Here is a 22,514-nt window from a genome sequence, read left to right as displayed (position 1 = left end):
CGGCTAAAATAGCCGAGTGTCACCGAACTGTAATTTATCTTAATTGAGCCAGCCGCTCCAAACGAGTACCCTAGAACTATCCAAGCAAGGAGTGGCAGATTATGGCGATTGCACCATTTGATCGATTGTTGTTACCTCGGCTCCGGCGTGCCCAACGCCAGCGTAGCTATGCTCGCTATGTGCAGGCACGTTGGGCCGAGCGTTTTCCCGCCCGCGTTCTGCCAACAATCGGCAGTTTGGTGCTACAACTCAGCCCCATTCCCGCCACTGGCCAACACGCCAATCTTTGGCAAGCGCTCGAACGCGACCATAGAATTCGCTTGGTTGGCAGCTTGGGCAGCGGGCGTTCGTTGGTATTAATCAATATGCTCTTGCACTGGTGCGCCACCCAAGAACGCTTGCCAGGCTTGTTTCCCATTTTGCTGCATGTGCCCAGCGCCACCGAATCGCCTGATGCGACGCTGGCCCGCACTTTGGCCGAAGCAGGCTTTGCCAACGATCGCTTGGGCATTGAGCGCGGCTTAGCTTCTGGCAAATGGATGTTGCTGCTTGATGATCTTGAGGAAGCGCAGCCCCACATCGCTGAGCATTGGCGCAACTGGTTGTTTGATTTGACTGAGCGTTATCCGGCGCTCTCGGTGGTTGCGACCGACCATAGTAGCAACCCAAACTGGGATTGTTGGCAAACATGGCAGGTGCAAACGCCTGATGCGCTAATTTTGGAGCAATGGTTACGCCACTTATTGCCCAACGAGGAGCCGGCCTTGCTGCTGCCGCCATTATTGAATGATGGTCGTGGGCGGTTGGTGGCCGAGCGTTTTGCCGATGTGGCCATTTTGGCAGCAACCTACCCAACCCATGGTTTTTCGGCCAATCGCGTGCGCATGTATGCCGCCGCTGTTGATCGCGCGCTGCGACCAGTGGCTGGTGGCGATTTGCCCAAAGTGCGCACGGCCTTGGCAGGCTTGGGCTATGCTTGGCTCCAAGGCGAACAGATTAAATCAGTCTATTGGTTGCAGCCAAGTTTGGTGGCGCTCAATGGCTTGGTGCAGGTTGATCAACGCGGACTGGTGCGTTTTCGCTCGCCGTTGTTTGCCTTGTTTTGTGCAGCCTTGCACTTAGCAGCCCATCACGCTTGGCACGATTTCGATTTGGATAATCCGTTGTGGCATGAATTATTGCCCTTGACCGCTGGCCTTTTGGCCGACCCAGCTCCGCTGTACAACGCAATTCGTGGCACAAGCCCGCTGACCAGCGAACGGGTGGTGTTGCTTGGGCGCTGCTTACGCGAACATCATGTGCCGATTGCAGGCTGGAGCGCGGCAATTATTCGGGCCTTAGTCCATGTGGCGCGCCATGAGTTAGCCTATAGCGAGCAGATTTGGCGATTGATTGAAAGTATGGAAAGCGTCGTCAGTGCCACGCTGGCCGAGCAACTGAGCAACGGCCCCGAAGGCGAGGCTTGGGCACTGAACGTCGTGCGCAGCATGCCCAGCCATCTGGCGCTCAATTATTTATTGGATATGTTGAGCGATAGTCGACTGAGCTATGCCACCCGCCAAAGTGCAGCTCAACAGCTGTTTGCCATGCACGATCCTGAATTAACGCCACGCTTGATTAGCTTGGCCCAACGCCAGCACGATGATTGGGGCCAACTGCTGGTTAATTATTTGCTCGCCCACAACAGCCATACAGGCCGAACCTACTTACAAGATCAATTACACGCAGGGCGAATTATTTTCTATCTGCACTGCGAGCCAAATGGTGCCCGCTTTGTCGTGGCCACCGCCAGCGCCTTGCTTGATGACCATGATTTGGATCAGCAGGTGCATTTGCATGCCTCGCTGGCCTTGCAGGGCTGTGCAACCGAACGCACTGCGCCAGCCTTGTTGAATGCCTGTACTGCTGCCAGCGCGCCGTTGCGGGCGGCGGCGCGGCAAGCCTTGTTGCAAGCAACACCAAGTTTGGCGGTGCGCGCTTTGGGGCGCTTGGTGCTAGGCGACGATGTACATTGGACAGCGCGCTATGAGGCCTTGCACGAACTCATGCGCTTCGAGCGTAGCGGCGCGAATCCGTTATTGCTACGGGTTGTCACCTCGCAATTACCCTTGGCTGCCCGTTTGGAAGCAGCCCAAACAATTATGCAACGCCAAAACGAAACCAGCGAGCGCTTGATTCGGCTGCTTGAACAGCCACAGCTGGGCAATGCGTTGCGTAGCGGAATTATCTATCGCAGCGATCCGCAAACCCAACCATTATTACTGCCCCGCTTGCTAAGCCTCGCCTGTGATAAAACGGCGTTTATGGTGCGGGCTGCGGCAATCAGTACACTGGCAAATCTAAAAAACGACGAAGCCCAAGCAGTTTTGGCGGGGATTGTCGAGCACGAACGCCACGATCTGCAAGCCTTGCTCGCGGCAATTGTTGGGCTTGGCACCCGCCACGATGAAAGTGGCATTTGGGCTTTACGCACGATTATCATTGGCGATTTGCCTCAGCAATTAGAGCTTGCTTGGCAACAAGAATTGCCAATGGGCTATTTGCACGAAGCACCGCAGCAATGGCCAGTTGCCAGTTTTTCGCCCGCCTTGCAATGGCGTTGGGCCGAAGCCTTGGCGGTTGGCAATACCAGCGCCGACCCGCCAACCAGCCTTGCCGAATTAGTTGGCCACGAAGTGCATAATGTCCGTTCAGCAGCAGCACAAGCGCTAAGCAACATTGGTGGCTCGGCGGCGCGCTCGGTCTTGTATGAGGCCTTGACTGGCAATCCTGATCGCTATAGTCTCACCGTCGCGCCAGTGGTAGCGGCGCAATTAGCCAATTGCGATGCTGAGTATGAATTGGCCCAAACCGTTGGCACAGGCCAGCCATTGTTGCGCTGGGTTGCAGCCAATACCTTGAGCCAACAAGCCCAACCAAAGCCAAGTTTGCACCAAATGTTGATCAATAATCAGCTTGATCCGCAAACCCGTAGCGCAATGCTCACCGCGCTGAGCGGCGATAATCATCTTGCGCCATTGCTCGAAACGATGATTGTCGATGATCATACGCCGCTTAGTTTGCGGGTTGATGCAGTACATAGTTTTCATAAATTGCATATGGCCCATAGCGAAGGGTTGATGTTAGCATTGTTGACATCAAACCATGCCGAGCCAGCCTTGCATGTTGCCGCCTTAGATTGCTTGGTTGCCCCAGTTTCTGAGGCAAGCTTGAACATGGTGCGCCAGATTTTGCGCGACCCACGGCCAATCGTCGAGGTAGCAGCGGCGGCCTTGCGCTGCTTGGGCCGCGTAGCCGATCGCGAATCGATTGCCTTGTTTTTGCGCTACGCCCAGCACGACAGCCCAAGTTTGGCAATTCCGGCGATGGATGGCTTGCGCTTTTTGCAGGAGCCAACCGCGATTGCCTTGCTCAATCGCTTGGCCCAAGCTGGCGGCAAAAGCACACGGATTCGGCTGCATGCGCTGCGGGTGTTGTTGGAGCTTGAAGGCGCGATTCATCTTGGTTTGGTGCGCGAACTCGCCAAAAGCGGCTCGATTGGCACCCGTTTGTTGGCGCTGGAAATTTTGTTGGCAGCAGCCAAAACGCCGCTTGATACATTGGAATTTTTGCGGCCCCACAACCCGTTGCCATTGCGCTTGCGGGTGGCTCAAGCCTTAGCCGAGGCCGACGACGAAGCCACCTTGCAACATTTAGCCGAATTGCTGCACAACGACCGCGAAGCATTGGCAATTCGTAGCCTTGCTCTAAGTAGTTTATGTCAAGCTCGTTATATACCAGTGTTAGGCGACGTCGAAGCCTTAGCAGCTGATCAAACGACACCGCTGATGTTGCGGCGGCGGGCGATTGCTGGCTTGCGGGCTTGGCGCAACGAGCCAACCACGATGCTCAGTTTAAGTCAGCTGGCCGAAAGCGCCGATCCAGCCAGTAGCGCATGGGCCTTGGCAATCTTGCTCGATCTGCCGTTATTGCAGGAGGCAGCGTGAAGGGCTCGGCCCACATTTTAGTTGTCGAAGATGATCCAGCGATTGGGCGTTTGTTGCTCATGCACTTGCGCGAGGCTGGCTGGCAAGCCATGCTGGCAAACACGGGCATGGCTGCGCTGCGGCTATGGGCCAGCGATTGCTTCCAAATTATCTTATTGGATGTGATGTTGCCCGATTTGAGTGGCTGGGAATTGTGCCAACAATTTCGGGCTGAAAGCAACGTGCCAATTTTAATGCTCACCGCCAAAGCCAGCGACGATGATGTGGTGCGCGGGTTGAATCTGGGCGCAGATGATTATTTGACCAAGCCATTCAGCCAAGCCCAATTAATTGCTCGCGTGCAACGCCTGATTCAGCGCCAAGCCCTGCTTGAGCCAGCCCAACCAATATCAAGTGTATTGATTGAGCAACCAGAAGCAGCGCCAATTCACAGCCCAAGCGGTGCTGCACTGCTCCGCGAAGCGCGCCAAAAAGCTGGCCTCAGCTTATACGCCGCCGAACGTCGCACCGGCATTCGCTGGGATTATTTGCAAGCGATCGAACAAGGTTCATTTATGCAAATTCCCTTGAAACAAATCAAGCCCTTGCTGCTGCAATATTGCGAATTATTGCAGGTCGATGCCCGGCCAATCTTTGCTCATGCGCAGCAAGTCTATTTAGCCTCGCCAGAGTATCATCCGCGCCGCAATTGGCAGTGGCTGGTAGCAGTCAGTTGCATCATTGTGATTGTGATTGTGATGTTGTGGTAAGCACACCAAGCATCGTATTCCAGCCTCAAAGCATTGACAAGCTGCGCTCTAAGCTGCATAGTAAGCACAAAGCGCTTGTAGCATTGAGGAAGTATGGATGCTTGGATCGTATCAACAGGCTTTTGCAAAACTCAGGCTCTCGCCAGCCCAATCGTGGCCAGAAAGCACCAATTTTCGGGCGCCCTATAAGCCATTCATGCTGCTTGCCGTCAGCGATTTGATTGCAACAGGCACAATCGCGCAGAATTTTATTGAGTATTCCGATGCATTGCTTGAAGCCTTCGATCGCTATTGGCAGATTTTGTTTGATTCGCCGAAATTTGCCAATCCAATTCAGCCATTTTTCTACCTTAAGAGCGAGGGCTTTTGGCATTTGCAAGCCCAGCCAGGCATGGAGCAGCGCTTAGCAGCGACAACCGACATCAAAACGATCGGCCAATTAAATCAGCTTGTCCTTGGTGCCAGGCTTGATCAAGCATTATTTGAATTGTTGCAACAGACCTATGCCCGCGAACAATTACGCCAAAGCTTAATTCAAACCTATTTTGCGCCAGAATTATGGCCAGCCTTAGGCATGATTGCCCAAATTAATACCGAAATTTTCGACTATAGCAGACTTTTAATCCAGCAAAGTCAGCGCACGTTTCGCGAAATTCCTGCAACTGATACACCCTATCAAGTCGAAGTCCGTTCTAGTGCCTTTCGCCAGATTGTCGTGCCGAGTTATGACCATTGCTGTGCAATTTGTGGCATCCGCATTATTACTCCCGAGGGGCGAAGTGCAGCCGAGGCCGCGCATATTATTCCATGGAGCCAGAGCTACAACGATGATCCGCGCAATGGGGTTGCGTTGTGTGGCTTGCATCATTGGGTATTCGATCAAGGCTTATTGACGATCACGCCAAGCTACAAAGTGCAAATCTCCCCGCTTGTTGATGATCAACCAGCAGCCAACCAAGCACTCATTGCATTCGCCCGCCAGCCAATTCAATTGCCCAATCAAGCGCACTTGTATCCTGATCAGGCTGCGCTCAATTGGCATAATCAAAAAATTTATCGCAAATAACTCTAATTTGTTCACATTTGTGCCCTAGAGCGTTGCTAAAGTAACTCCAGCAATCAGTTGAAGTATTGAAGGAGTTCATCGATGCAACGTTTTCTTGGTTTTATGTTCATTAGCTTGCTTTTGCTGGCCTGTGGTCAAACAACTGCCCAAAACATTGAATCAGCGGCGAATGAAATGCAAGTGGTGCAAGCAGCGCCAACGACTAAACCAACCGCTAAGCCAACAGCCAAACCACGCCCAACCAATACGCCACGCCCAACTGCCACGCCCAAGCCAACGCGCACACCACGGCCAACCGCGACCGCCACACCCATTCCAGAGCCAGTGTTGCTGAGTGGGGTAGGTCAAACGGTAACTGATCCATTTATGCCGCCGAGTCCAGTCAGTATCATTAAATTAACCCACACTGGGCGACGCAACTTTATTGTCAAAGCCTATAACGCTGAGGGGGATGAAAGCTATTTGGTCAACGAAATTGGCCGCTACACTGGTTCACGCGTGCTCTACGGCGATAGCAGCAGCTTCTTGGAAATCAATGCAGATGGCGAATGGACGGTTGAAATTGTGCCCATCAACCTTGATCAAGCGGCAGCGAATGGCTTCAACGGCACAGGCGATCTGGTCAGCGGCCTGTTTATGCCAAGCAAAGAAGGCCCAATTCCATTCCAGTTTACCCATAATGGCGATAGCAACTTTATCGTTCAAGTCACCTGCCAAGGCGGCATGGATTATGCCCAAAACGAAATTGGCACGGTTGCTGGCTCAGCAATTGTCAAATTCAGCGAAGGCCCATGTTTATGGGATGTGCAGGCCGATGGCGCTTGGACAATTAGCCTCAAATAAATCAAAAGCCCGCAGATCGCGATTGATCTGCGGGCTACTGTTCATGCTAGCGACCCTAAGCTATTTCAATTACGGCTGGCGGATGGATTGATTTGATTCGAGGTTGAAGAAGGACTTGGTATCAATTGCAATCAAGATTAAAATGAATGATCTGTGTTGATACCAAGCTCTACGCAGAAACCCAAAAACCACTCTTGCCTAGCATGGAGTTGCATTGCTATAATAGCCCAGAGTTCCCCATTTGCCTAGAGGAGTGTTGCAAATGAATCGATCGCTGTTGTTGCTCGCCCTAGGGCCAGTTCAGGAATTTATTGAACAGGCGCGGCGTACCCGCGATGTTTGGTTTGGTTCGTGGGTGCTCAGTCATCTTTCCAAAAAGGTCGCCCAAACCCTGCCACGCCAAGGCTTGATTTTTCCAACAGGCGAGAGCTTGCCCTCTCTTGAGAGCAAATCTACTGATTTAGCTGATGAACGAATCAGCTATAGCAACCAAATTCTAGCGGTTGTGCCAGATCCTACGGCAGCAATTAGCCAAGCAAAGGCCGTCTTTGATCAAGAAATTGACCAATTTGTAAGTATTCTGCTGAACGCTAAACAGATCGATTGGATCGAGGGCATGTCGGACAATCAGCGCAAACAGCAACTCGCTGATCAATTAAAAGATCTGTTTGAATTTCAATATGCCTATGTCGATTTACCTGATGATCAGGACTATGCAGCCCAGCGCAAACAACTTTATCAATTGTACACAGCGCGTAAAAATACCCGCAACTTTGGCTCAATTGAATGGCAACAAGGCTTACAACAAGCTAGGCGCTCCGATAAATCGTCGCTTGATGGTTGGCGTACCATGGTAGCTCGCGGCAAGAAATCTGGCGAAAATCTTTCAGCTGTCGATTTGCTCAAACGTGAATTAAAGCCTGAACAGATTGATCCAACCTACGATACAGGGCTTAATGGTTTTCCAAGCACGTCGCATATGGCTGCGCTGGCCTTTGCCCAAAGTATGCAGCATACAGATCCAGCAAACATTAATCAAGAATGGGCTAAATATATCGCTAGATTAGAAGAAATTAATCCATATTTCACTGAATTTGAGCGATTACCGCTGCGATTTCGTAACCAGCAATTATTCTTTGGGGTTTATGATGGATCGCTAATCTATGAATCGCGTTTAGGCGAAGATATTCTAAAACCAAAGGAAAATGATAAAGAAAAAAAAGCAAAATATGATTCAGACCTTACAAAGGCACGCAAGGCCTTACATACATTCGTAGGTAATAGAATAATTCCTCCCTATTATGCCATTCTTGCCGCCGATGGCGATAAAATGGGCGATTTAATTAATTCAATTACCGATCTCGAAAATCATCGCCGTTTATCTGATGCAGTTAGCCAATTTGCCATTGATGCGGCAAATGTTTTAGAGGAAAAATATCAAGCAGCAGTTATTTATGCTGGTGGCGATGATGTGCTAGCAATCGTGCCATTGCATATGCTTTTAGAAGCTAGCAAGGCAATTAGCGACCAATTTAGCAGCAGAATGCAGGAATTTATCAAAAATACGCCAGTATTAGCCAACCAACAGGTTGCTGTACCAACGCTCTCGGTTGGCGTGGCAATTGTGCATCACCTTGAAGCCTTGCAAGATTCAATTCAATTGGCGCGTAAAGCTGAAAAAATTGCCAAAAAGCCACGCAATGCACTGGCAATTATTTTGAGCAAACGTAATGGCTCCGATAAAACAATTGTTGGTCAGTGGGATTGTGATTTTTATCCTCACCTCCAAGCATTAGTTACTGCCCATTGCCAACAAACAATTCCTGATGGCTTTATTTTTGAGCTTGATGAATTGCTCAAGCGCTTTGACTTTGGGCTTATCAACGATTCAGCAAAACTGCAACAAACGCTTAAGATTATTGAAAGCGAGACAAGGCGAATTTTAAAGCGCAAACAAACCCAGCAAGCTGGCAAAGCAACATTTCTGGCTGAAGAAATTATTGATCAGCTGCAAACGATAATTGCCTATTGTTTTGGCCACTCATCAAACCCAGCCAAACCAGATCAATATTTGCGTGATTTTATTGCCATGAATCTGGTTGCCCGCGAACTGGCCACGGTTCAAGCCTTATTTGAAGCGGCGCAACGCCAAGGAGAAATCCAATAATGCCACGAGATCTCTGGCTGATTCAGCCAATTAACTCTTTAGTTGTTGCCGATGGCCGGCCATTTGAAAACCAACCAGGCTCGCGGGCGAAAAGTCTCAATTTCCCACCACCGTCAGTGACTGCTGGTGGCTTTCGTGCTCGGGCTGGGGTTAAAGCAGGCTATAATTTTGCGGCCAAGGAAACCGATCCCGATTCATTCAACAAATCCCAATATGCCAATCTCATGGCAATGCAGGTCTATGGCCCGATTTTGCTCAAAGAATCTGCTGATCTGTTGATTCCATTTGTTGCGCTGCCTGCCGATGCCGTGATTCGCCAAGATGGGGCCGATGTTACCTGCTATCGCTTGCAGCCACTCGACCCAAAAAAATTCCCTGCCGAACAAACTGATCTTGCAGCTGGAAAGCACCCTGATCAGCCAAGTTTTGCCTTAGTGGGCAGTCAACAATTCACCAAAGGCAAAGCGCCCGCAAACCTGCCACGCTTTTGGAATTGGGATGGATTGTTTTTACCGTGGTTAATCAATCCCCATATCCATCGCTTCAATCTTGAACAACAGGTAGCCGATGGGCAGATGCTTGATTTAGAGCGCGATACGCGAACGCATGTGGGGATTACAGCAAGTACTCAAATTGCTGAGGATGGGCGCTTATTCCAAACCCAAGGCTTAAATTTTCATACGCTCAATGCTAGCTATAGTTTAGGGATGTGGAGCGAAACGCCAATTGATGCTGCACCTGCCAGCCTTGGGGCTGAACGGCGCTTGGTGAATTGGCAGCAGCCAACAACCCCAATCTCGCCCTATTTTACAAGCATCCATCCAGCTATTTTAGATGCGATTAAGCAAGCTAAACGCTGTCGGATTGTACTGTTAACTCCAGCAATTTGGCATCAAGGGTTTTATCCCTGTAGCTTAGATACCTTTGGCTTGCCAATCGAGGTTGCGGTTAAAGCTATCGTCAACCCTCGGCCAGAATATGTTTCAGGCTGGGATTTGAGAGAAAAGAAACCAAAACCAACCCGCCGCCTCGCGCCTGCTGGAACTGTGCTGTTTGTTGAACTTGCTGGTAGCGAGGACGCGATTGAACAATGGGCCAACCAATTCTGGTTTAGCAATAGTAGTAGCGACGACCAAGCTAACAACGATGGCTTTGGCTTGGCGGTGTTGGGGACGTGGAACGATGGCTATTTACAGGAGCTAGCGTGATGTTTAAGCGGATACCCCCTGATAAGCAAACCCCACCTCAAATTGGCAACTCAACCTTGATCACGATTGAGCGCCACTATCGTTTAATTACGCCCTTGATGGGTGGCGGGGTTAAAGCTGGCGAGAACGATCCGAGTTTTCTCATTCGCCCCAGCAGCATTCGCGGCCAATTACGTTTTTGGTGGCGCGCCTGTTTTGGCGGTAGCAATCAGCCTCAATCAAACGAGGCCTTATTAGCTGATATGTTTAAGCGCGAAGCGGCAATTTTTGGCCAAGCCGCCGATAGTCAATCAAGCGGAGCTTCAGCCATTCAGGTTGAGGTAGAAGTAACCAATATCGGCAGCCCATTTCGCGCAACAACCAATCGCGGCCAAGAAGTGCGAATTTCCGCCATGAACTCGCCCTATGGTTATGCCGCCTTTCCCTTGCAAGATAAACCAAATGCCAGCGTGCGCGAGGGTATCGAATTTCGACTAACGCTACGCTTGAAGCATGCAGAACAGCGCGATCAGATAGAAAAAGTGCTGTGGGCGTGGCAAACCTTTGGCGGCATCGGCGCACGCACGCGGCGTGGCTTTGGGGTGCTGCAAGCACTTGATAAAGCAGCTGAGAATTTGGCATTTAACACTAGAGCACAGCTAGCAAACCACATTGAAAAGATTATCGACGACCGCATCCATTGGCCCAACGATGTGCCGCATCTCGCCCCAAATATGCAATTGCGCCTATTGAACATCAGTCAAAATCCGCTAACTATTTGGGCCAATTTGCTTGATCGTTATAAAAAATTTCGCCAACAGCGTAACGAGGGCAACCAACCAAATCGTCCAGGCCGCAGCCGTTGGCCCGAGCCAGATGCCCTGCGAAGGCTAACGCGTCAACGTTCACGGCTGCATGAACGCCCAATCAGCGAGCTTGACGCCTTCCCACGGGGTGAATTTGGCTTGCCGATTATTTTTCATTTCAAAGATAGCGATGACCCTGTTGATTCAGAATTACGGTTACAAGCCGACCCAATAGCAAGCCAACAGAAAGGCGATCGCTTTGCTAGTCCGATGCTACTGAAACCAGTTGCCTCAAATGGCCAGCTTTTTGGATTAATCGCAGTGCTTGAAGGCAGCTCACTTAATGGTCGGCAGGCAATTATCAAAAATCGCCGCATCAATACAGCTCCAGTAGCGATTCACCTACCACCTGAGCAAATTAACACCATTGTTGATAAAAATCGTCGTCCTTTGCTGACAAACCAGAGTGTCATTACCAGCTTTCTGGCAACTATTGAGGAATAAGAATGCAAACTCATTTGCTATTTGTGCATGCACTTTCGCCAATTCATGCGGGCACTGGCCAAAGCATTGATGTCATTGATATGCCGATTGCTCGCGAAAAAGCCACCAATTTGCCCTATATTCCTGGTTCATCGGTCAAAGGGGTAATTCGCGATATTTCAAATGGTCTGCGCATACCCAATTGGAATAAAAAAGAACTTACCGAAGCAGATAAAACTCAACGCAAACCATTGGAAGATCAGCAGAATCGCCTATTTGGTACTCAAGACCAGGCAGGGGATGCGATTTTTGCTGATCAACGCCTGTTGTTACTGCCAATTCGCAGCTTATATGGCACATTTGCATGGGTAACCTCACCCTATGTGCTTAATCGATTTGCTCGCGAAGCCAAAACCTGCTTTACAAATTCAGATAACTTTCCAACAATTGCAGCCACCGATACAATCCGCAAGCAGGCGAACGATTCCAGCCAAGATCAGGCACTTGCATTAATCACCCAACAAAGCGTTTTGAGTGGACAAGCTACTGTTTACCTAGAAGATTTGGATATTCCAGCCGAAACCAAGCTAGCAGATGAATGGGCAGCATGGCTCGGTGAACAAATTTTTGCCCAAGACGAAACATGGAAAACAATTTTGCACGAACGCTTATGTATTGTGCATGATGAGATTTTTAATTTCTTGGTGACAACCGCCACCGAAATTACCGCCCGCATTCGACTCAACGATGATACCAAGGTTGTGGAAAAAGGTGGCTTATGGTATGAAGAAGCCTTGCCAGCCGAAAGCATCCTGGCCGGAATTGTAGCGATTAATGATCAAAAAGAGACCAAGACAAATGCCCAAAAGGCTGAAAAAAAGCCAGATCCTGTTTATGAAGCAATCAAGGAAGTGGCAAATCAAAACCTGATTCAATTTGGCGGTAATGCCACTGTTGGGCGCGGACTATGCCGCTTAGCCTTGGCAGAAGGAGCGTAAACATGAGCTTGTTAGAACGCCAAACGCTTGAACAGCGCTACGCGATTGCGGTGCATACGAAGGTTGAGGCCTATTCAAAAAATGAAGACAAAACTAAAAAAGACAATTATGGTGGAATGGCATTCACCTTACCAATAATGATTCGGAGTGCCGGGCTGGTGCAAGCACTCCATTTTGCCAGCACCCGCAAAAAACAGGGCCAAAAAGATTTTCTGCGCGATCTCGCGGCAGTGCTTGGCGAGCAGGATTTACTTAGGGCTAGTCGAGAAGCCTCAATTACTGAATATATGCAACTGACGCGCAAAACCCTAGCAGTGCTAGTGTGGTTCAAGCGCTTTGCCCAATCGATCCTTGATCTTGATGCCAGCGATGTAACCAATCAAACTGATGAGTGAGGTATTGTGATGCGTAGAACAGCATTAGCCCAAATCAAGCCAGCCCCCACAACGCATGCAGGTTTATGGCTGGATCGGTTTTTAACCGAAGCTGGCGCTGATGATGAAACCAAAGCCAAAGCCAGTCTGGTTGAGCAAGTAGCTGGGTTGAAAGTTCCAGCCCTCTACAATTATTTTTTTGATCGTTGGAAAGCTAGTCTTAACCAGCCTGATATTATTTGTCGCGAAGCCATAGTCCAAGGGCGCATGATTGTGGGCTTGGGGAATGCCAGCCCAATCGAAACCTCAATCTGTTTGCACCACACCTATGGCGTGCCCTATATTCCAGGCAGCGCGATCAAGGGCCTCGTCGCGGCCTATGCGCGCCAGCAGCTTGGCGACGATTGGGCCAAAGGCTCAGAAACCCAGCCAGAAAACCCGTTGAATGCCTACCAAACGATGTTCGGGCATCCGAGCAGCGCAGGCTATTTGACGTTCTTTGATGCCTTGTATATTCCCAATAGCAGTCAGCCCTTGGCAATTGATGTGATGACCCCACATCATATGAATTATCAACAGGGTGGTTCGTTGCAAGCACCAACCGACTTCGACTCGCCCAATCCGGTCGCATTTTTGAGTGCAACGGGCAGCTATTTATTTGCCATCGGTGGCGAAGAAGCGTGGGTCACAGCAGCGTTTGCAATTCTGGAAAAAGCCTTGCAGGAATATGGTATCGGCGCCAAAACGTCTAGTGGTTATGGCCGTTTGAAGTTAGAGCCACCACCACGCGACACCAACCAAGATGCCTTAGAGCAATTTTTGGCTGATTTCAATCGGTTGAGGCCCAATCAATTTGCTAGTCAAATTGGCCGCTATATCCAACAGTGGAGAGAACTCGAAGGTATTAAGCAAAAACGTGAGGCTGCCGAAACCATCATTAAAATGGCACGGGTTGTCATGCGTGAAAAAGATTTTCAAGCCAAGTCATGGTTTAGCGAATTAATCACATTTATTGATCAACATTCCTAAATGTGAACCAATAGAGCCACATAATAACTTCATGTGGCTCCATTGGTTCTTAATTAATCAGCCTCAGATGCCAAATGGGTTGGCAAGCTATCAATACTCACCATATTTTTCTCAGCGCGATAATCGACTAGGCCTTGTTCGCCTTTGGCTTCGGCCCAGCGCAAGGCCGTATCGCGCTGCCCAACCAAATCCATCAGGGGCACGCCAAAACCACACGATGTTTGCACCCGCTCGACCTCAACGACGACGATTTGGCGCATGCCTGGGTAGACTGGAAACTGCATACTTTCTGCTGCCCACGCCTCCATTGTGGGCACAATGACCCGCCCTCGGCCATATAAACGCAGAATTCGCGGCGCACCAGTAAAAGCACAAAACATCAGGGTAATCCGGCCATTTTCCAACACATGCGCTGATGTTTCATTACCACTGCCAGTCAAATCCAGATAAGCCACCTGCTGCGGCGAACGAACGCGCAGGCAATCGAGGCCTTTGGGCGAGAGATTGACATGACCATCGGCTGCAAGTGGCGCGCTGGCCACAAAAAACAAGGGTTGCTGAGCAATAAATGCTTGCAATTCAGCAGTTATGTCAGGGTACAATTTTGCCATTTTGGACTCCATCAACGAGCAATTCAACGATTAGAAACATCATACGTTATTAGGCAATTGGCAGCGCGTCTTGGGATGGTGAATGCTGCTAGCACGCTGAATCCTACTTGTTCCATGTGCAGCAAGCTTCTAGATTTTTACAGGAGGCAAGGTATGTGAAGGTTTGCACGTTTAGCCTAGGCAATTTCGCACAAGAGTTCCAATTTGACCTAAAAAACGCTTGACATGTTACCATTTAGTCACATATAATACAGCTATGGAACAAGAACTTGTCTTTCGGGCTCTTGCAGACCCAACCCGTCGGCAGTTGCTCGACCTACTGTTTGAGCGCGATGGCCGCACGCTCAAAGAGTTGGAGTCGGCAATGCCAATGAGCCGATTTGGGGTCATGAAACACCTGCGCGTACTTGAAGAAGCTGGACTGATTGTGACGCGCAAGGTGGGTCGCGAGCGCTTGCACTATCTCAATCCAGTCCCAATCCAGCTTATTTCCGACCGTTGGATGAACAAATATGCCGCAGGCAGAGCGATGGCACTAATCGATTTAAAAATGGCACTTGAAGGAGGAAGTAACAGCATGACCAGTGAAGCAAAACCAAAATTAGTCTATCAAACAATTATCAAAGCGTCACAACAACAAGTGTGGGATGCGATTACCAAGCCCGAGTTTACCAGCCGCTATTACTATGGCACGACGCTCCAAACCGACTTAAGCGTTGGTTCGCCCTTTACCTACAATATGTATGATGGTTCGGCGATTGTTGAAGGCGAAGTGCTGGTGGCCGATGCGCCGAACCGCTTGGTGCATAGTTACCACTCTTTATTTCCGCCAATGAATGCAGATGCGCCAACCAAAGTAACTTGGGAGCTTGAAGCCATGCCCAATGGTATTACTAAAGTTACCGTTGTACACGAAGATTTCGACGGCGAAACCGCAACCTATAAAGGTCTCAACAGTGGTGGCTGGACGTGGATTCTCAGCAACCTCAAGACCTTACTGGAAACCGGCGAGTCGTTACCAGAACAATATTAGAAATTCGCTTCGGCACGACTGACGAGTTTTCATGTTTCACGCCTCAGCGGCTCTCGTTTTGCGAGCCGTTGCTGGCGTTTTAGCCAATTTAGCTGAGGATTGATCGCAATGGGGATTATTGACCAAAGCATGCTCTGGCGGCAGTTTGATCTTGCAATCACCAACCTTGAACAAGCCATTCGTGCTTGCCCTGAGCACTTGTGGGAAAGCCAACTCTGGCCAGATGAGCCAGATCAGTGGGTTGCTGCCGGATTTTCCAACTTTTGGTATCTGGCCTATCACACGCTCTTTTGGATCGATCTCTATTTAACTGGCACAGAAGAAGGCTTTATGCCACCAGCGCCCTTTGCCTTGGTAGAAATGCGCGATAATGAAACGTTGCCGCGCACCTATACGCCCAGCGAGTTGCTGGGGTATTTGGAGCATTGCCGCCAAGCCACCCAAAGCACAATCATGAATCTCAGCATCGAACAAGCTCAGCGGCTGTGCTCATTTAGTTGGGGCGAAGTACCATTTGGCGAGCTGATGATCTATAGCCTACGCCATGTCCAAGAGCATAGTGCACATCTGCACATGGTTCTTGGCCAGCAAGCCCGAGGCAAAGCCTAATTTTGGCATAACAAAAGGGCTGTTGCTTTTCAGCAACAGCCCTGGTTGGTGAGCCGGGTGGGCAGCCAACCACCAACCTGTAACTTCACCATGCCCCAAATATGGACTGCGTATCGAACCCCACTGGTCAGAAACGTAGCAATATAACCACCCACAACCACCAGTAGCGCACTGGTGGTTTTTCATTTTAGGAGCAACCGATGACAACAAAAACCGCTATTTGGTATTGTCCCGTCTGCCCCCATAGCTCCAGCACACTTAATGATTATAAGGCCCATAAAGCAACCCACCCAGCGACTGGCGAACAGCATGACCCAACCGCTCAGCCGATGGCATTGATTGAGTTACCAATCGTAGCTGCCTGGCAACATGCCACACGCTTGACCGTGGTCAAGCAGAAGGGAGCAGCGTGAGTTATCAGATTGATAAGATCGCCGTGCAAATGTCACGCAAGCCTGCCGAGCTGGTAGAGCTTGAAGCGATTGATCGACAACAACAACGCTTTTTCTGGTTGTCGCTCGGCACCATCATTGTCAGCTTCGCGCATATGGTCGGTGCTCTGGCCTTGTTCAGCGATGGCTCCGTCATTGGCAAGATTGTCGCAGGCCTGATGACATTGTTGGTTGACGGTGCGACATGGGTGATTACTGGTTATTACGATTACGCCAAGCGGCGACAACTCAAGCGCGGCAAATTAGTTGCGCTCTTACTCGGTGTCGCGCTGGTTATCTCGTTTGGGCTGAACTTGATTTACCTTGTCACCCACATGCCGTCAACCATTCCCTCGTGGATTGGCTGGTGCATTGCGATTGCGTTCGCGCTCTTCATTCCGCTCTGTATCGCTGTCGCATCCGCTGAGCGTGGACAACTCGAAGATGACAAGATTGGCCTGCAAATCACGCCGCAACCTGTCAACGTTGACAGTCAACCAGACCACGAATCGGTTGACACGCCCTTGTTGATTGAGCACGACCCCGATCAATCACAGACGCTTGAGCCGTCAACCACCTTTGATAAGCGCGCTGCCGAATGGTCAACCATGAATGCTCAAGGCATGAGCTACCAACAGATCAGTGACCTGCTCGGTGGTGAGCCAAGTCGTCAACACATCGGGCGACACGTCAAGCGCTACCGCGAAACAGTGTCAACCAGTCTTGGTTGACACCGACCAATTTGAAGTTGACAGCGAACCACGTTCTTGGTTGACGTGGTTCGTTCATTTTTAGGAGCAATGTATGCCAAAGCATTATGTAATCTTCGCTGCTATCGCTGGCGCTCTTTTGGGTTATGGTCTCTACCAGTATGTGCCAGCTCCGATCAAGCTGATGATCATTGCAGCCTGTATTGTTCATTTCGCCTGGAAGCGGAGCAAAGCATAACTATGACAACACGAACGCCCTTAGGGCCACTGGAATATCGTCGCCGCGTGCGAGTTGCGCGTGGCTTGCCACAGAACGCGACCGTGAAAACACGCTGGCAGTTTGTGAGCAGCAGCCGTTTGATCGCGGAAGCGAGCATGCTCTTGATTTGGATCGTGTTATGGATTGCCAATGGCTTGGCAACAGCGAGCGCAGTTGTACTCGGCGGCCTTTGGCTGAAATACCACGGCATTTGGGTGCAAGCTGGGGTGCTCGACTGGTTCTTTATTGGCTGTCTTGGTCATATTGTGATCTCGTTCGTGGGCCAACATTTGTGGCGTGGGGTGAAGGTGCCAAGGGATTTACCCTGGTATCAACAAATAGCGTACTTTTTCGTGCACGTCGATCGCATGCGGTTGACCTATGCGGTCATCGTTGGCTCACTCGACGCGACCGCAACCGGCTGGTACATCCATGAATTCTTGCATGCTGTATTTGGTGCTCATTGGTGGTTTGCGATTATGAGCGGATTGCTGGCCGCACTGGTGGCATTGAGCGCCGAGCCGATGATCCGACAATTCGTGCGTGGGGTTCGCGATGTGCTGAAAGGGAACGGTGCATAAATGCAAGGACTCATCATTGTCACCACGCTGATCGCACTTATTGCGTCAGTAGTGGTGATCAATAGTCGCCAAAAGCCATTCATTACGCCCAAGCGCCACAAGCCAGCAATCAAACGCCAGCCAATCAACATTCGCATGATGAAGCGTCGGTATTTAAAACGAACCCAGCGCATCCACCAGCAATATCAACAAGAATATACGAAATTGTTCATGCTCTTGCTCTACCATCAGTATCGCTGTGAACAAGTAGCCGTCTCCCACAATTAAATGGGGCAAAACCGCGCTTCAGCGCACGAGGCGCGGTTTTCGTATTTGAGCGCTGTCATTTGGTATTGATGGAATAGACGCATTCAAATCGTGTTCATTCCGTGTTCTTTCTGCATTGCTACCACACACAAACCGCCAAAAATAAAATAGCCCATCAGAATGGCCTAAAATGGCCGTTTAGTCGTGCTGACATTCTTTAACAGGCTGCACAGCCACCGTTCTCATGCTGAGGAGGGTATTCCATGGCTCATTCCACATCGATTGGTCTTAATTCGATCGAGATGCAGGTCTTACTCTTGATTGCCCGCATTGGGCGCTTACTCTCGCGCCACCTTGGCACGGCATGGGGCCATCCGTTTACGGTGACCATCCAGACGGTTAATCGCACCTTGGCGAAACTCGTCGATGCCAAACTTATTACCTACTGCGAACACTTTCAATCCCACGGCTATGACCCACGTGGTGCACTCGGCTGGACGCGCCATGGCCGCTTGTATAGCCTCACGCCCTTGGGTTGGGAGATCGTCAAACAGGCCTTTCCAATATTAGAGGAAGGGATCGAACGCTTGGCTCCAACGATGTTCAATCCCCAACATCAAGCTGAACACCAGATTGAATATGCCGAGGTCATCACCAGTTTGATTCAATCGCTGTCGTATGTGCCTGGCATTGTCGGCATGAGTAGTTATATTGAGATGGACTTGGGCCCAAACGCGCGGCCACGTGCTGACGGGATTGTGGTGGTGCGCCGCTGGGCTGATGCGACACTGCCCGATTGTGAGCGCTCGTCTATGTATCCGTGGCTCGGTCTTGGCCAACAGCCAGGGCAGATTGATCAACTCTATGCGATTGAAATCGATCGTGGCACCGAGGAACTGAGCATTATTACTGGCAAAGCCAACTCGTATCGTGAATTATATCGATCGCGCTATTGGGAAGGGCGCTATAACTGGCCATTGATTGCCTTTACGGTGCCGAGCGAACGCCGCAAAAGGGCCGTGCTTGATGCGTGGGAAATGGGCTGGCCTGGCAGTCAATTACTCATTGCCACTATCGACGATGTTCGTGCATCGGAGGTGCTTGCACCGATCTGGACAACCCAATATACAAAAGAAGGGCAACGCATTCAGCAACCACATCGCTTTTTACGAGCGGCGTGGTTTGAGAAGATCATCGCATAAATATACCAACCGCGCTTCACTCCGAGGCGCGGTTTTGTTTTAGGAGCAATCAGCCAATGAGCGATATTACCGTGACGGACTTGTTTTGTGGTGCTGGCGGTTCAAGCACAGGCGCGGTCAACGCTGGGGCCAACGTGCGCATGGCGTTGAACCATTGGAAGCTGGCAATCGAAACCCATAACACCAATCACCCTGACACCGACCACGATTGCACGGATATTCAAGCCTGCGATCCACGACGCTACCCACGCACGACGATTCTTATTGCTAGCCCTGAGTGCACAAACCATTCTCTTGCTAAAGGTGTGAAGCGCCCAACACGCCAAATCTCGCTCTTGGATAATGGCCAGCCTGACCCATCGGCAGAGCGCTCACGCGCCACGATGTGGGACGTGGTGCGGTTCACCGAGCATCACCAATATAAGGTGGTGATTGTTGAGAACGTGCCCGATGCACGCTCATGGATTCTCTATGACGCATGGCTCAAGGCCATGCACGACTTGGGCTATGCGCATAAAGAAGTCTTCTTGAATTCCATGTTTGTGTGGCCAACGCCACAATCGCGCGATCGCATGTATGTCGTGTTCTGGCGCAAAGGCAACCGCGCGCCTGTTTTGGATTATCACCCCGTGGCACGCTGTGAAAAATGCGCTACCAACGTGCGAGCTGTACAGGTCTGGAAGAATCCCGCTAAGCCCTTCGGGAAATACAAAGCCCAATATCGCTACTTGTGCCCACAGTGTGCCAGCGCGGTGCAGCCCTTCTACTTTTGCGCCGCCAACGCTATTGACTGGTCACTGCCCATCACCCGCATTGCCGATCGAAAGCGGCCACTCAAAGAAAAGACCATGGCGCGTATTCGCTATGGGCTTGAAAAATATGCCAACCACCCCTTTGCGCCGAACGCCTTATTTATCCCAATGGGCTATACTCACGAAACTCATGATCGCCGTAGCACGTCAAGCACCGAGCCTCTACCAACCCAAAGTACCCGCCAAGAGCTTGGGTTATGCGCGCCATTTATGGTTAGCCCAAATCACAGTGACTTGCGCGCAACCAATGTGAGCGATGCCATGCCAACGCAAACGGCTGGATGGAATCGGGGCTTAGTTGTTCCGCCATTCATTGCCGAGCTACACAATAACTCAACTGCTCGTGGTGTTGATTCAGCATTAGCAACGGTGTGTGTCAGTGGTGTCCATCATGCTTTAGTCCAACCGTTCATTACCAGCTACTATGGCAATGATACAACCAACCATCAGAGTGATGCACTGGGCACAGTGACCACGCGCGATCGCCATGCCGTGGTTGTACCACCCTTCCTGACTTCAGTGAATTATTTTCGCCCTGATGTGAGCATTGATAGCCCACACCCAACCCAAACCACCAGCGGCCAATATGGCCTTGTTTCACCGCAACCCTTCACGGTTTCATACTATGGTGGTGATGGCGACCATCGCACCAATGATTTAGGCAAGGCTCTGCCAACCGTGCCTGGCATGGCCGTGCATTATTTGGCGCAACCGCAAACGCCAAGTGTTGATGATTGTGGGTTCAGAATGTTGCAGCCGCATGAAGTGGGTGCAGCGATGGCCTTTCCGCGTGAGTATGTGGTGCTGGGCAATGCGCGCGAGCAGGTGAAGCAATACGGCAATGCCGTCACACCACCAGTCATGCAGTGGATCGTTGGTCAGGTGATGGCATCATTAAGTTAATCTACTGCGATGATTGCTGTGTATGTCGTGCATTACTTGATACAAGGATTTAGAAGTAATTAGAAATTCTTTCTAATTACTCATTAGATTGATCAAATTTTACAAGGTCAAGATCATCGGTATAATTCAATCGAACTTGATCTTGTAAAAGTGATCTAGCCATTTGCAACAATTGATGGATTCGACTTTTACCTATATTGAGTATACTTGATATCTGATAAATATTCTTGTCCTCTATAAAATAAAGACGAGCGACCTGCTGCAACCTCTCATCAGGAGCTTCCTTTAAGGAAGATAATATATTATCCATAAATATGTTATCTATAATTTCATCAGAATTGTCTGGGTATGATATATACTCTGAGTCATAAAAATATCTATAATCACCTATTCTTGAAATAGATCCTCTTTTTCTGAAATCTTGCAAAATGGTATTAATAGAAACTTTATAAAACCACGTTTTAAACCTCGAATAATATCTGAAGCCATCTAATCCATTATAAATATTTAACATAATATCTTGTACTATATCTTCAGAATAACGCCTAATTTCATTCAAATCAAAGATTTCATTATAATATTTATCAACAAAATTTTTTGACATTATATATAAATTATTCCATTGTTGTAAATGATCATAATTATCTCTATTTATCAATGACTCTATCATTTTATGTTCACGATGATAATTCATAATAATTCTTTCTATTTCTTTTTTATTGAAATTTTGAGGAATATTAATAGATTTAGAATATTCTTCAATTTCAGATGGAGACAGGCTCGATACATTGTTGGATGATGTTGCATCCAGTATATTATCTTGGTCATTATCTTTGTGATATGGTGTACTCATAAATTTCACTAAACTCTTACTATAACCTTAACTTAACCTTGAGTTTGCTTAAATACTGGAGAACAATTGGAAAAATCTAGATCGTTTGCATCTAATATAAGTAGAGGCATCTGTGGATTGTACAGACCCACAGATGCTGACAAGTCTATCTACTTTATAATGGACTTGAAGAGATCCCAAAGCAATTTTATAACCGTAACAATTGGTACGAGCCAAGCAAAAAAGTCACGTACCTTTTGCATCCAGTTACGGTGTTTTGGGTTCGTTAGATCTTCGGGTGGCGTTAGCTGCTCATCACTGGCGGTCGTGGACGGTGAACCATTCATGACGCTGTGCTCCTCCCTTACCGTGCTTGGCCCTAGGAAAGTTCAGCACGGTGAGGGATAAACAAATTATCGTTCTACGCAAAAGCCACTTTATAGGTGGTTCTTTGTATTGCAGATAATCCTAACAATGTGGTATGTAAAAGTCAACGATCAAATTTGAAGATTAAATGCTAGAGCAGCCCTAGCCGTGACTGGCTAGGGCGCTTTTTTATTTAAACTCAAACTGAATATGTTAAATGAATATTGCATG

At 49.4% G+C, this 22,514-nt stretch carries 21 protein-coding genes; 19 read left to right on the top strand and 2 right to left on the bottom strand.

What is annotated here, in order from left to right; genetic code table 11:
* The first annotated feature begins 101 nt into the window (after positions 1–101).
* The 10 genes from SE18_RS15160 to cmr6 all read left to right on the top strand — a co-directional run bounded on the left by SE18_RS15160 (position 102) and on the right by cmr6 (position 13,688).
* Positions 102–3,986, top strand: a complete 3,885-nt coding sequence (locus SE18_RS15160) for a HEAT repeat domain-containing protein (protein WP_054535304.1) — start codon at positions 102–104, stop codon at positions 3,984–3,986.
* On the top strand, positions 3,983–4,735 hold the full coding sequence (locus SE18_RS15155; RefSeq protein ID WP_054535303.1) for a response regulator: 753 nt from the start codon (positions 3,983–3,985) through the stop codon (positions 4,733–4,735). The genes SE18_RS15160 and SE18_RS15155 overlap by 4 nt, the downstream gene beginning before the upstream one ends.
* 97 nt (positions 4,736–4,832) lie before the next feature.
* Complete coding sequence (locus SE18_RS15150) at positions 4,833–5,801, top strand: HNH endonuclease (protein ID WP_054535302.1); 969 nt, start codon at positions 4,833–4,835, stop codon at positions 5,799–5,801.
* An 81-nt stretch (positions 5,802–5,882) separates the two neighbouring features.
* Entirely contained in the window at positions 5,883–6,644 is a 762-nt protein-coding gene (locus SE18_RS27840; RefSeq protein WP_054535301.1) for a hypothetical protein, read from the top strand.
* Positions 6,645–6,906: 262 nt separating this feature from the next.
* Positions 6,907–8,811 carry a type III-B CRISPR-associated protein Cas10/Cmr2 gene (gene cas10, locus SE18_RS15140; RefSeq protein ID WP_054535300.1) on the top strand — a complete coding sequence of 635 codons (1,905 nt, stop codon included), beginning with the start codon at positions 6,907–6,909 and terminating at the stop codon, positions 8,809–8,811.
* Entirely contained in the window at positions 8,811–10,019 is a 1,209-nt protein-coding gene (locus SE18_RS15135) for a type III-B CRISPR module-associated protein Cmr3 (RefSeq protein ID WP_054535299.1), read from the top strand. Before cas10 ends, SE18_RS15135 begins: the two co-directional genes overlap by 1 nt.
* The gene (gene cmr1, locus SE18_RS15130) at positions 10,019–11,308 is read left to right on the top strand and encodes a type III-B CRISPR module RAMP protein Cmr1 (protein ID WP_054535298.1); all 1,290 of its coding nucleotides are present in this window, start codon (positions 10,019–10,021) and stop codon (positions 11,306–11,308) included. Before SE18_RS15135 ends, cmr1 begins: the two co-directional genes overlap by 1 nt.
* 2 nt (positions 11,309–11,310) lie before the next feature.
* Positions 11,311–12,285, top strand: a complete 975-nt coding sequence (gene cmr4 / locus SE18_RS15125) for a type III-B CRISPR module RAMP protein Cmr4 (RefSeq protein ID WP_083469924.1) — start codon at positions 11,311–11,313, stop codon at positions 12,283–12,285.
* A gap of 2 nt (positions 12,286–12,287) precedes the next feature.
* Positions 12,288–12,680 (top strand): type III-B CRISPR module-associated protein Cmr5, encoded by a 393-nt coding sequence (locus tag SE18_RS15120; RefSeq protein WP_054535297.1) that lies wholly within the window; start codon positions 12,288–12,290, stop codon positions 12,678–12,680.
* Positions 12,681–12,689: 9 nt separating this feature from the next.
* Positions 12,690–13,688, top strand: a complete 999-nt coding sequence (cmr6, locus tag SE18_RS15115; protein ID WP_054535296.1) for a type III-B CRISPR module RAMP protein Cmr6 — start codon at positions 12,690–12,692, stop codon at positions 13,686–13,688.
* Positions 13,689–13,741: 53 nt separating this feature from the next.
* Here cmr6 and SE18_RS15110 read toward each other — a convergent pair whose 3' ends face one another.
* Positions 13,742–14,299, bottom strand: coding sequence for a pyridoxamine 5'-phosphate oxidase family protein (locus tag SE18_RS15110; protein WP_054535295.1), 558 nt, complete (start codon positions 14,297–14,299; stop codon positions 13,742–13,744).
* Positions 14,300–14,555: 256 nt separating this feature from the next.
* On the opposite strand from SE18_RS15110, the gene SE18_RS15105 reads away from it, so the two are divergent.
* The 9 genes from SE18_RS15105 (at position 14,556) to SE18_RS15070 (ending at position 21,085) form a co-directional block, all read left to right on the top strand.
* Entirely contained in the window at positions 14,556–15,332 is a 777-nt protein-coding gene (locus SE18_RS15105; RefSeq protein ID WP_054535294.1) for an ArsR/SmtB family transcription factor, read from the top strand.
* A gap of 108 nt (positions 15,333–15,440) precedes the next feature.
* Entirely contained in the window at positions 15,441–15,941 is a 501-nt protein-coding gene (locus SE18_RS15100) for a DinB family protein (protein ID WP_054535293.1), read from the top strand.
* A 200-nt stretch (positions 15,942–16,141) separates the two neighbouring features.
* Positions 16,142–16,354 (top strand): hypothetical protein, encoded by a 213-nt coding sequence (locus SE18_RS15095; RefSeq protein WP_054535292.1) that lies wholly within the window; start codon positions 16,142–16,144, stop codon positions 16,352–16,354.
* Positions 16,351–17,103 (top strand): hypothetical protein, encoded by a 753-nt coding sequence (locus SE18_RS15090; RefSeq protein WP_054535291.1) that lies wholly within the window; start codon positions 16,351–16,353, stop codon positions 17,101–17,103. Before SE18_RS15095 ends, SE18_RS15090 begins: the two co-directional genes overlap by 4 nt.
* Positions 17,104–17,176: 73 nt before the next feature.
* Positions 17,177–17,320, top strand: coding sequence for a hypothetical protein (locus SE18_RS27535; RefSeq protein WP_160319517.1), 144 nt, complete (start codon positions 17,177–17,179; stop codon positions 17,318–17,320).
* A gap of 2 nt (positions 17,321–17,322) precedes the next feature.
* Positions 17,323–17,922, top strand: a complete 600-nt coding sequence (locus SE18_RS15085; RefSeq protein WP_054535290.1) for a hypothetical protein — start codon at positions 17,323–17,325, stop codon at positions 17,920–17,922.
* Complete coding sequence (locus tag SE18_RS15080; protein ID WP_054535289.1) at positions 17,923–18,189, top strand: hypothetical protein; 267 nt, start codon at positions 17,923–17,925, stop codon at positions 18,187–18,189.
* Positions 18,190–18,431: 242 nt separating this feature from the next.
* Positions 18,432–19,370, top strand: a complete 939-nt coding sequence (locus tag SE18_RS15075; protein WP_054535288.1) for a replication-relaxation family protein — start codon at positions 18,432–18,434, stop codon at positions 19,368–19,370.
* A gap of 56 nt (positions 19,371–19,426) precedes the next feature.
* Positions 19,427–21,085, top strand: a complete 1,659-nt coding sequence (locus SE18_RS15070; protein ID WP_054535287.1) for a DNA cytosine methyltransferase — start codon at positions 19,427–19,429, stop codon at positions 21,083–21,085.
* A gap of 76 nt (positions 21,086–21,161) precedes the next feature.
* Here the strand turns inward: SE18_RS15070 and SE18_RS15065 are convergent, their stop codons facing one another.
* Entirely contained in the window at positions 21,162–21,938 is a 777-nt protein-coding gene (locus tag SE18_RS15065) for an RNA polymerase sigma factor (RefSeq protein WP_054535286.1), read from the bottom strand.
* Positions 21,939–22,514: the final 576 nt, after the last annotated feature.

This window comes from Herpetosiphon geysericola (assembly GCF_001306135.1).
Classification (GTDB): domain Bacteria; phylum Chloroflexota; class Chloroflexia; order Chloroflexales; family Herpetosiphonaceae; genus Herpetosiphon; species Herpetosiphon geysericola.
This window is presented reverse-complemented; position numbering and strand designations above follow the sequence as displayed.

Coding starts and splice junctions, on each gene's coding strand:
- SE18_RS15085 (WP_054535290.1), top strand. CDS start 17,323: ATGACAACACGAACGCCCTTAGGGCCACTGGAATATCGTCGCCGCGTG.
- cas10 (WP_054535300.1), top strand. CDS start 6,907: ATGAATCGATCGCTGTTGTTGCTCGCCCTAGGGCCAGTTCAGGAATTT.
- cmr6 (WP_054535296.1), top strand. CDS start 12,690: ATGCGTAGAACAGCATTAGCCCAAATCAAGCCAGCCCCCACAACGCAT.
- SE18_RS15080 (WP_054535289.1), top strand. CDS start 17,923: ATGCAAGGACTCATCATTGTCACCACGCTGATCGCACTTATTGCGTCA.
- SE18_RS15100 (WP_054535293.1), top strand. CDS start 15,441: ATGGGGATTATTGACCAAAGCATGCTCTGGCGGCAGTTTGATCTTGCA.
- SE18_RS15110 (WP_054535295.1), bottom strand. CDS start 14,299: ATGGCAAAATTGTACCCTGACATAACTGCTGAATTGCAAGCATTTATT.
- SE18_RS15065 (WP_054535286.1), bottom strand. CDS start 21,938: ATGAGTACACCATATCACAAAGATAATGACCAAGATAATATACTGGAT.
- SE18_RS15095 (WP_054535292.1), top strand. CDS start 16,142: ATGACAACAAAAACCGCTATTTGGTATTGTCCCGTCTGCCCCCATAGC.
- SE18_RS27535 (WP_160319517.1), top strand. CDS start 17,177: ATGCCAAAGCATTATGTAATCTTCGCTGCTATCGCTGGCGCTCTTTTG.
- SE18_RS15105 (WP_054535294.1), top strand. CDS start 14,556: ATGGAACAAGAACTTGTCTTTCGGGCTCTTGCAGACCCAACCCGTCGG.
- SE18_RS15070 (WP_054535287.1), top strand. CDS start 19,427: ATGAGCGATATTACCGTGACGGACTTGTTTTGTGGTGCTGGCGGTTCA.
- SE18_RS15075 (WP_054535288.1), top strand. CDS start 18,432: ATGGCTCATTCCACATCGATTGGTCTTAATTCGATCGAGATGCAGGTC.
- SE18_RS15135 (WP_054535299.1), top strand. CDS start 8,811: ATGCCACGAGATCTCTGGCTGATTCAGCCAATTAACTCTTTAGTTGTT.
- SE18_RS15120 (WP_054535297.1), top strand. CDS start 12,288: ATGAGCTTGTTAGAACGCCAAACGCTTGAACAGCGCTACGCGATTGCG.
- SE18_RS27840 (WP_054535301.1), top strand. CDS start 5,883: ATGCAACGTTTTCTTGGTTTTATGTTCATTAGCTTGCTTTTGCTGGCC.
- SE18_RS15150 (WP_054535302.1), top strand. CDS start 4,833: ATGCTTGGATCGTATCAACAGGCTTTTGCAAAACTCAGGCTCTCGCCA.
- cmr4 (WP_083469924.1), top strand. CDS start 11,311: ATGCAAACTCATTTGCTATTTGTGCATGCACTTTCGCCAATTCATGCG.
- cmr1 (WP_054535298.1), top strand. CDS start 10,019: ATGTTTAAGCGGATACCCCCTGATAAGCAAACCCCACCTCAAATTGGC.
- SE18_RS15160 (WP_054535304.1), top strand. CDS start 102: ATGGCGATTGCACCATTTGATCGATTGTTGTTACCTCGGCTCCGGCGT.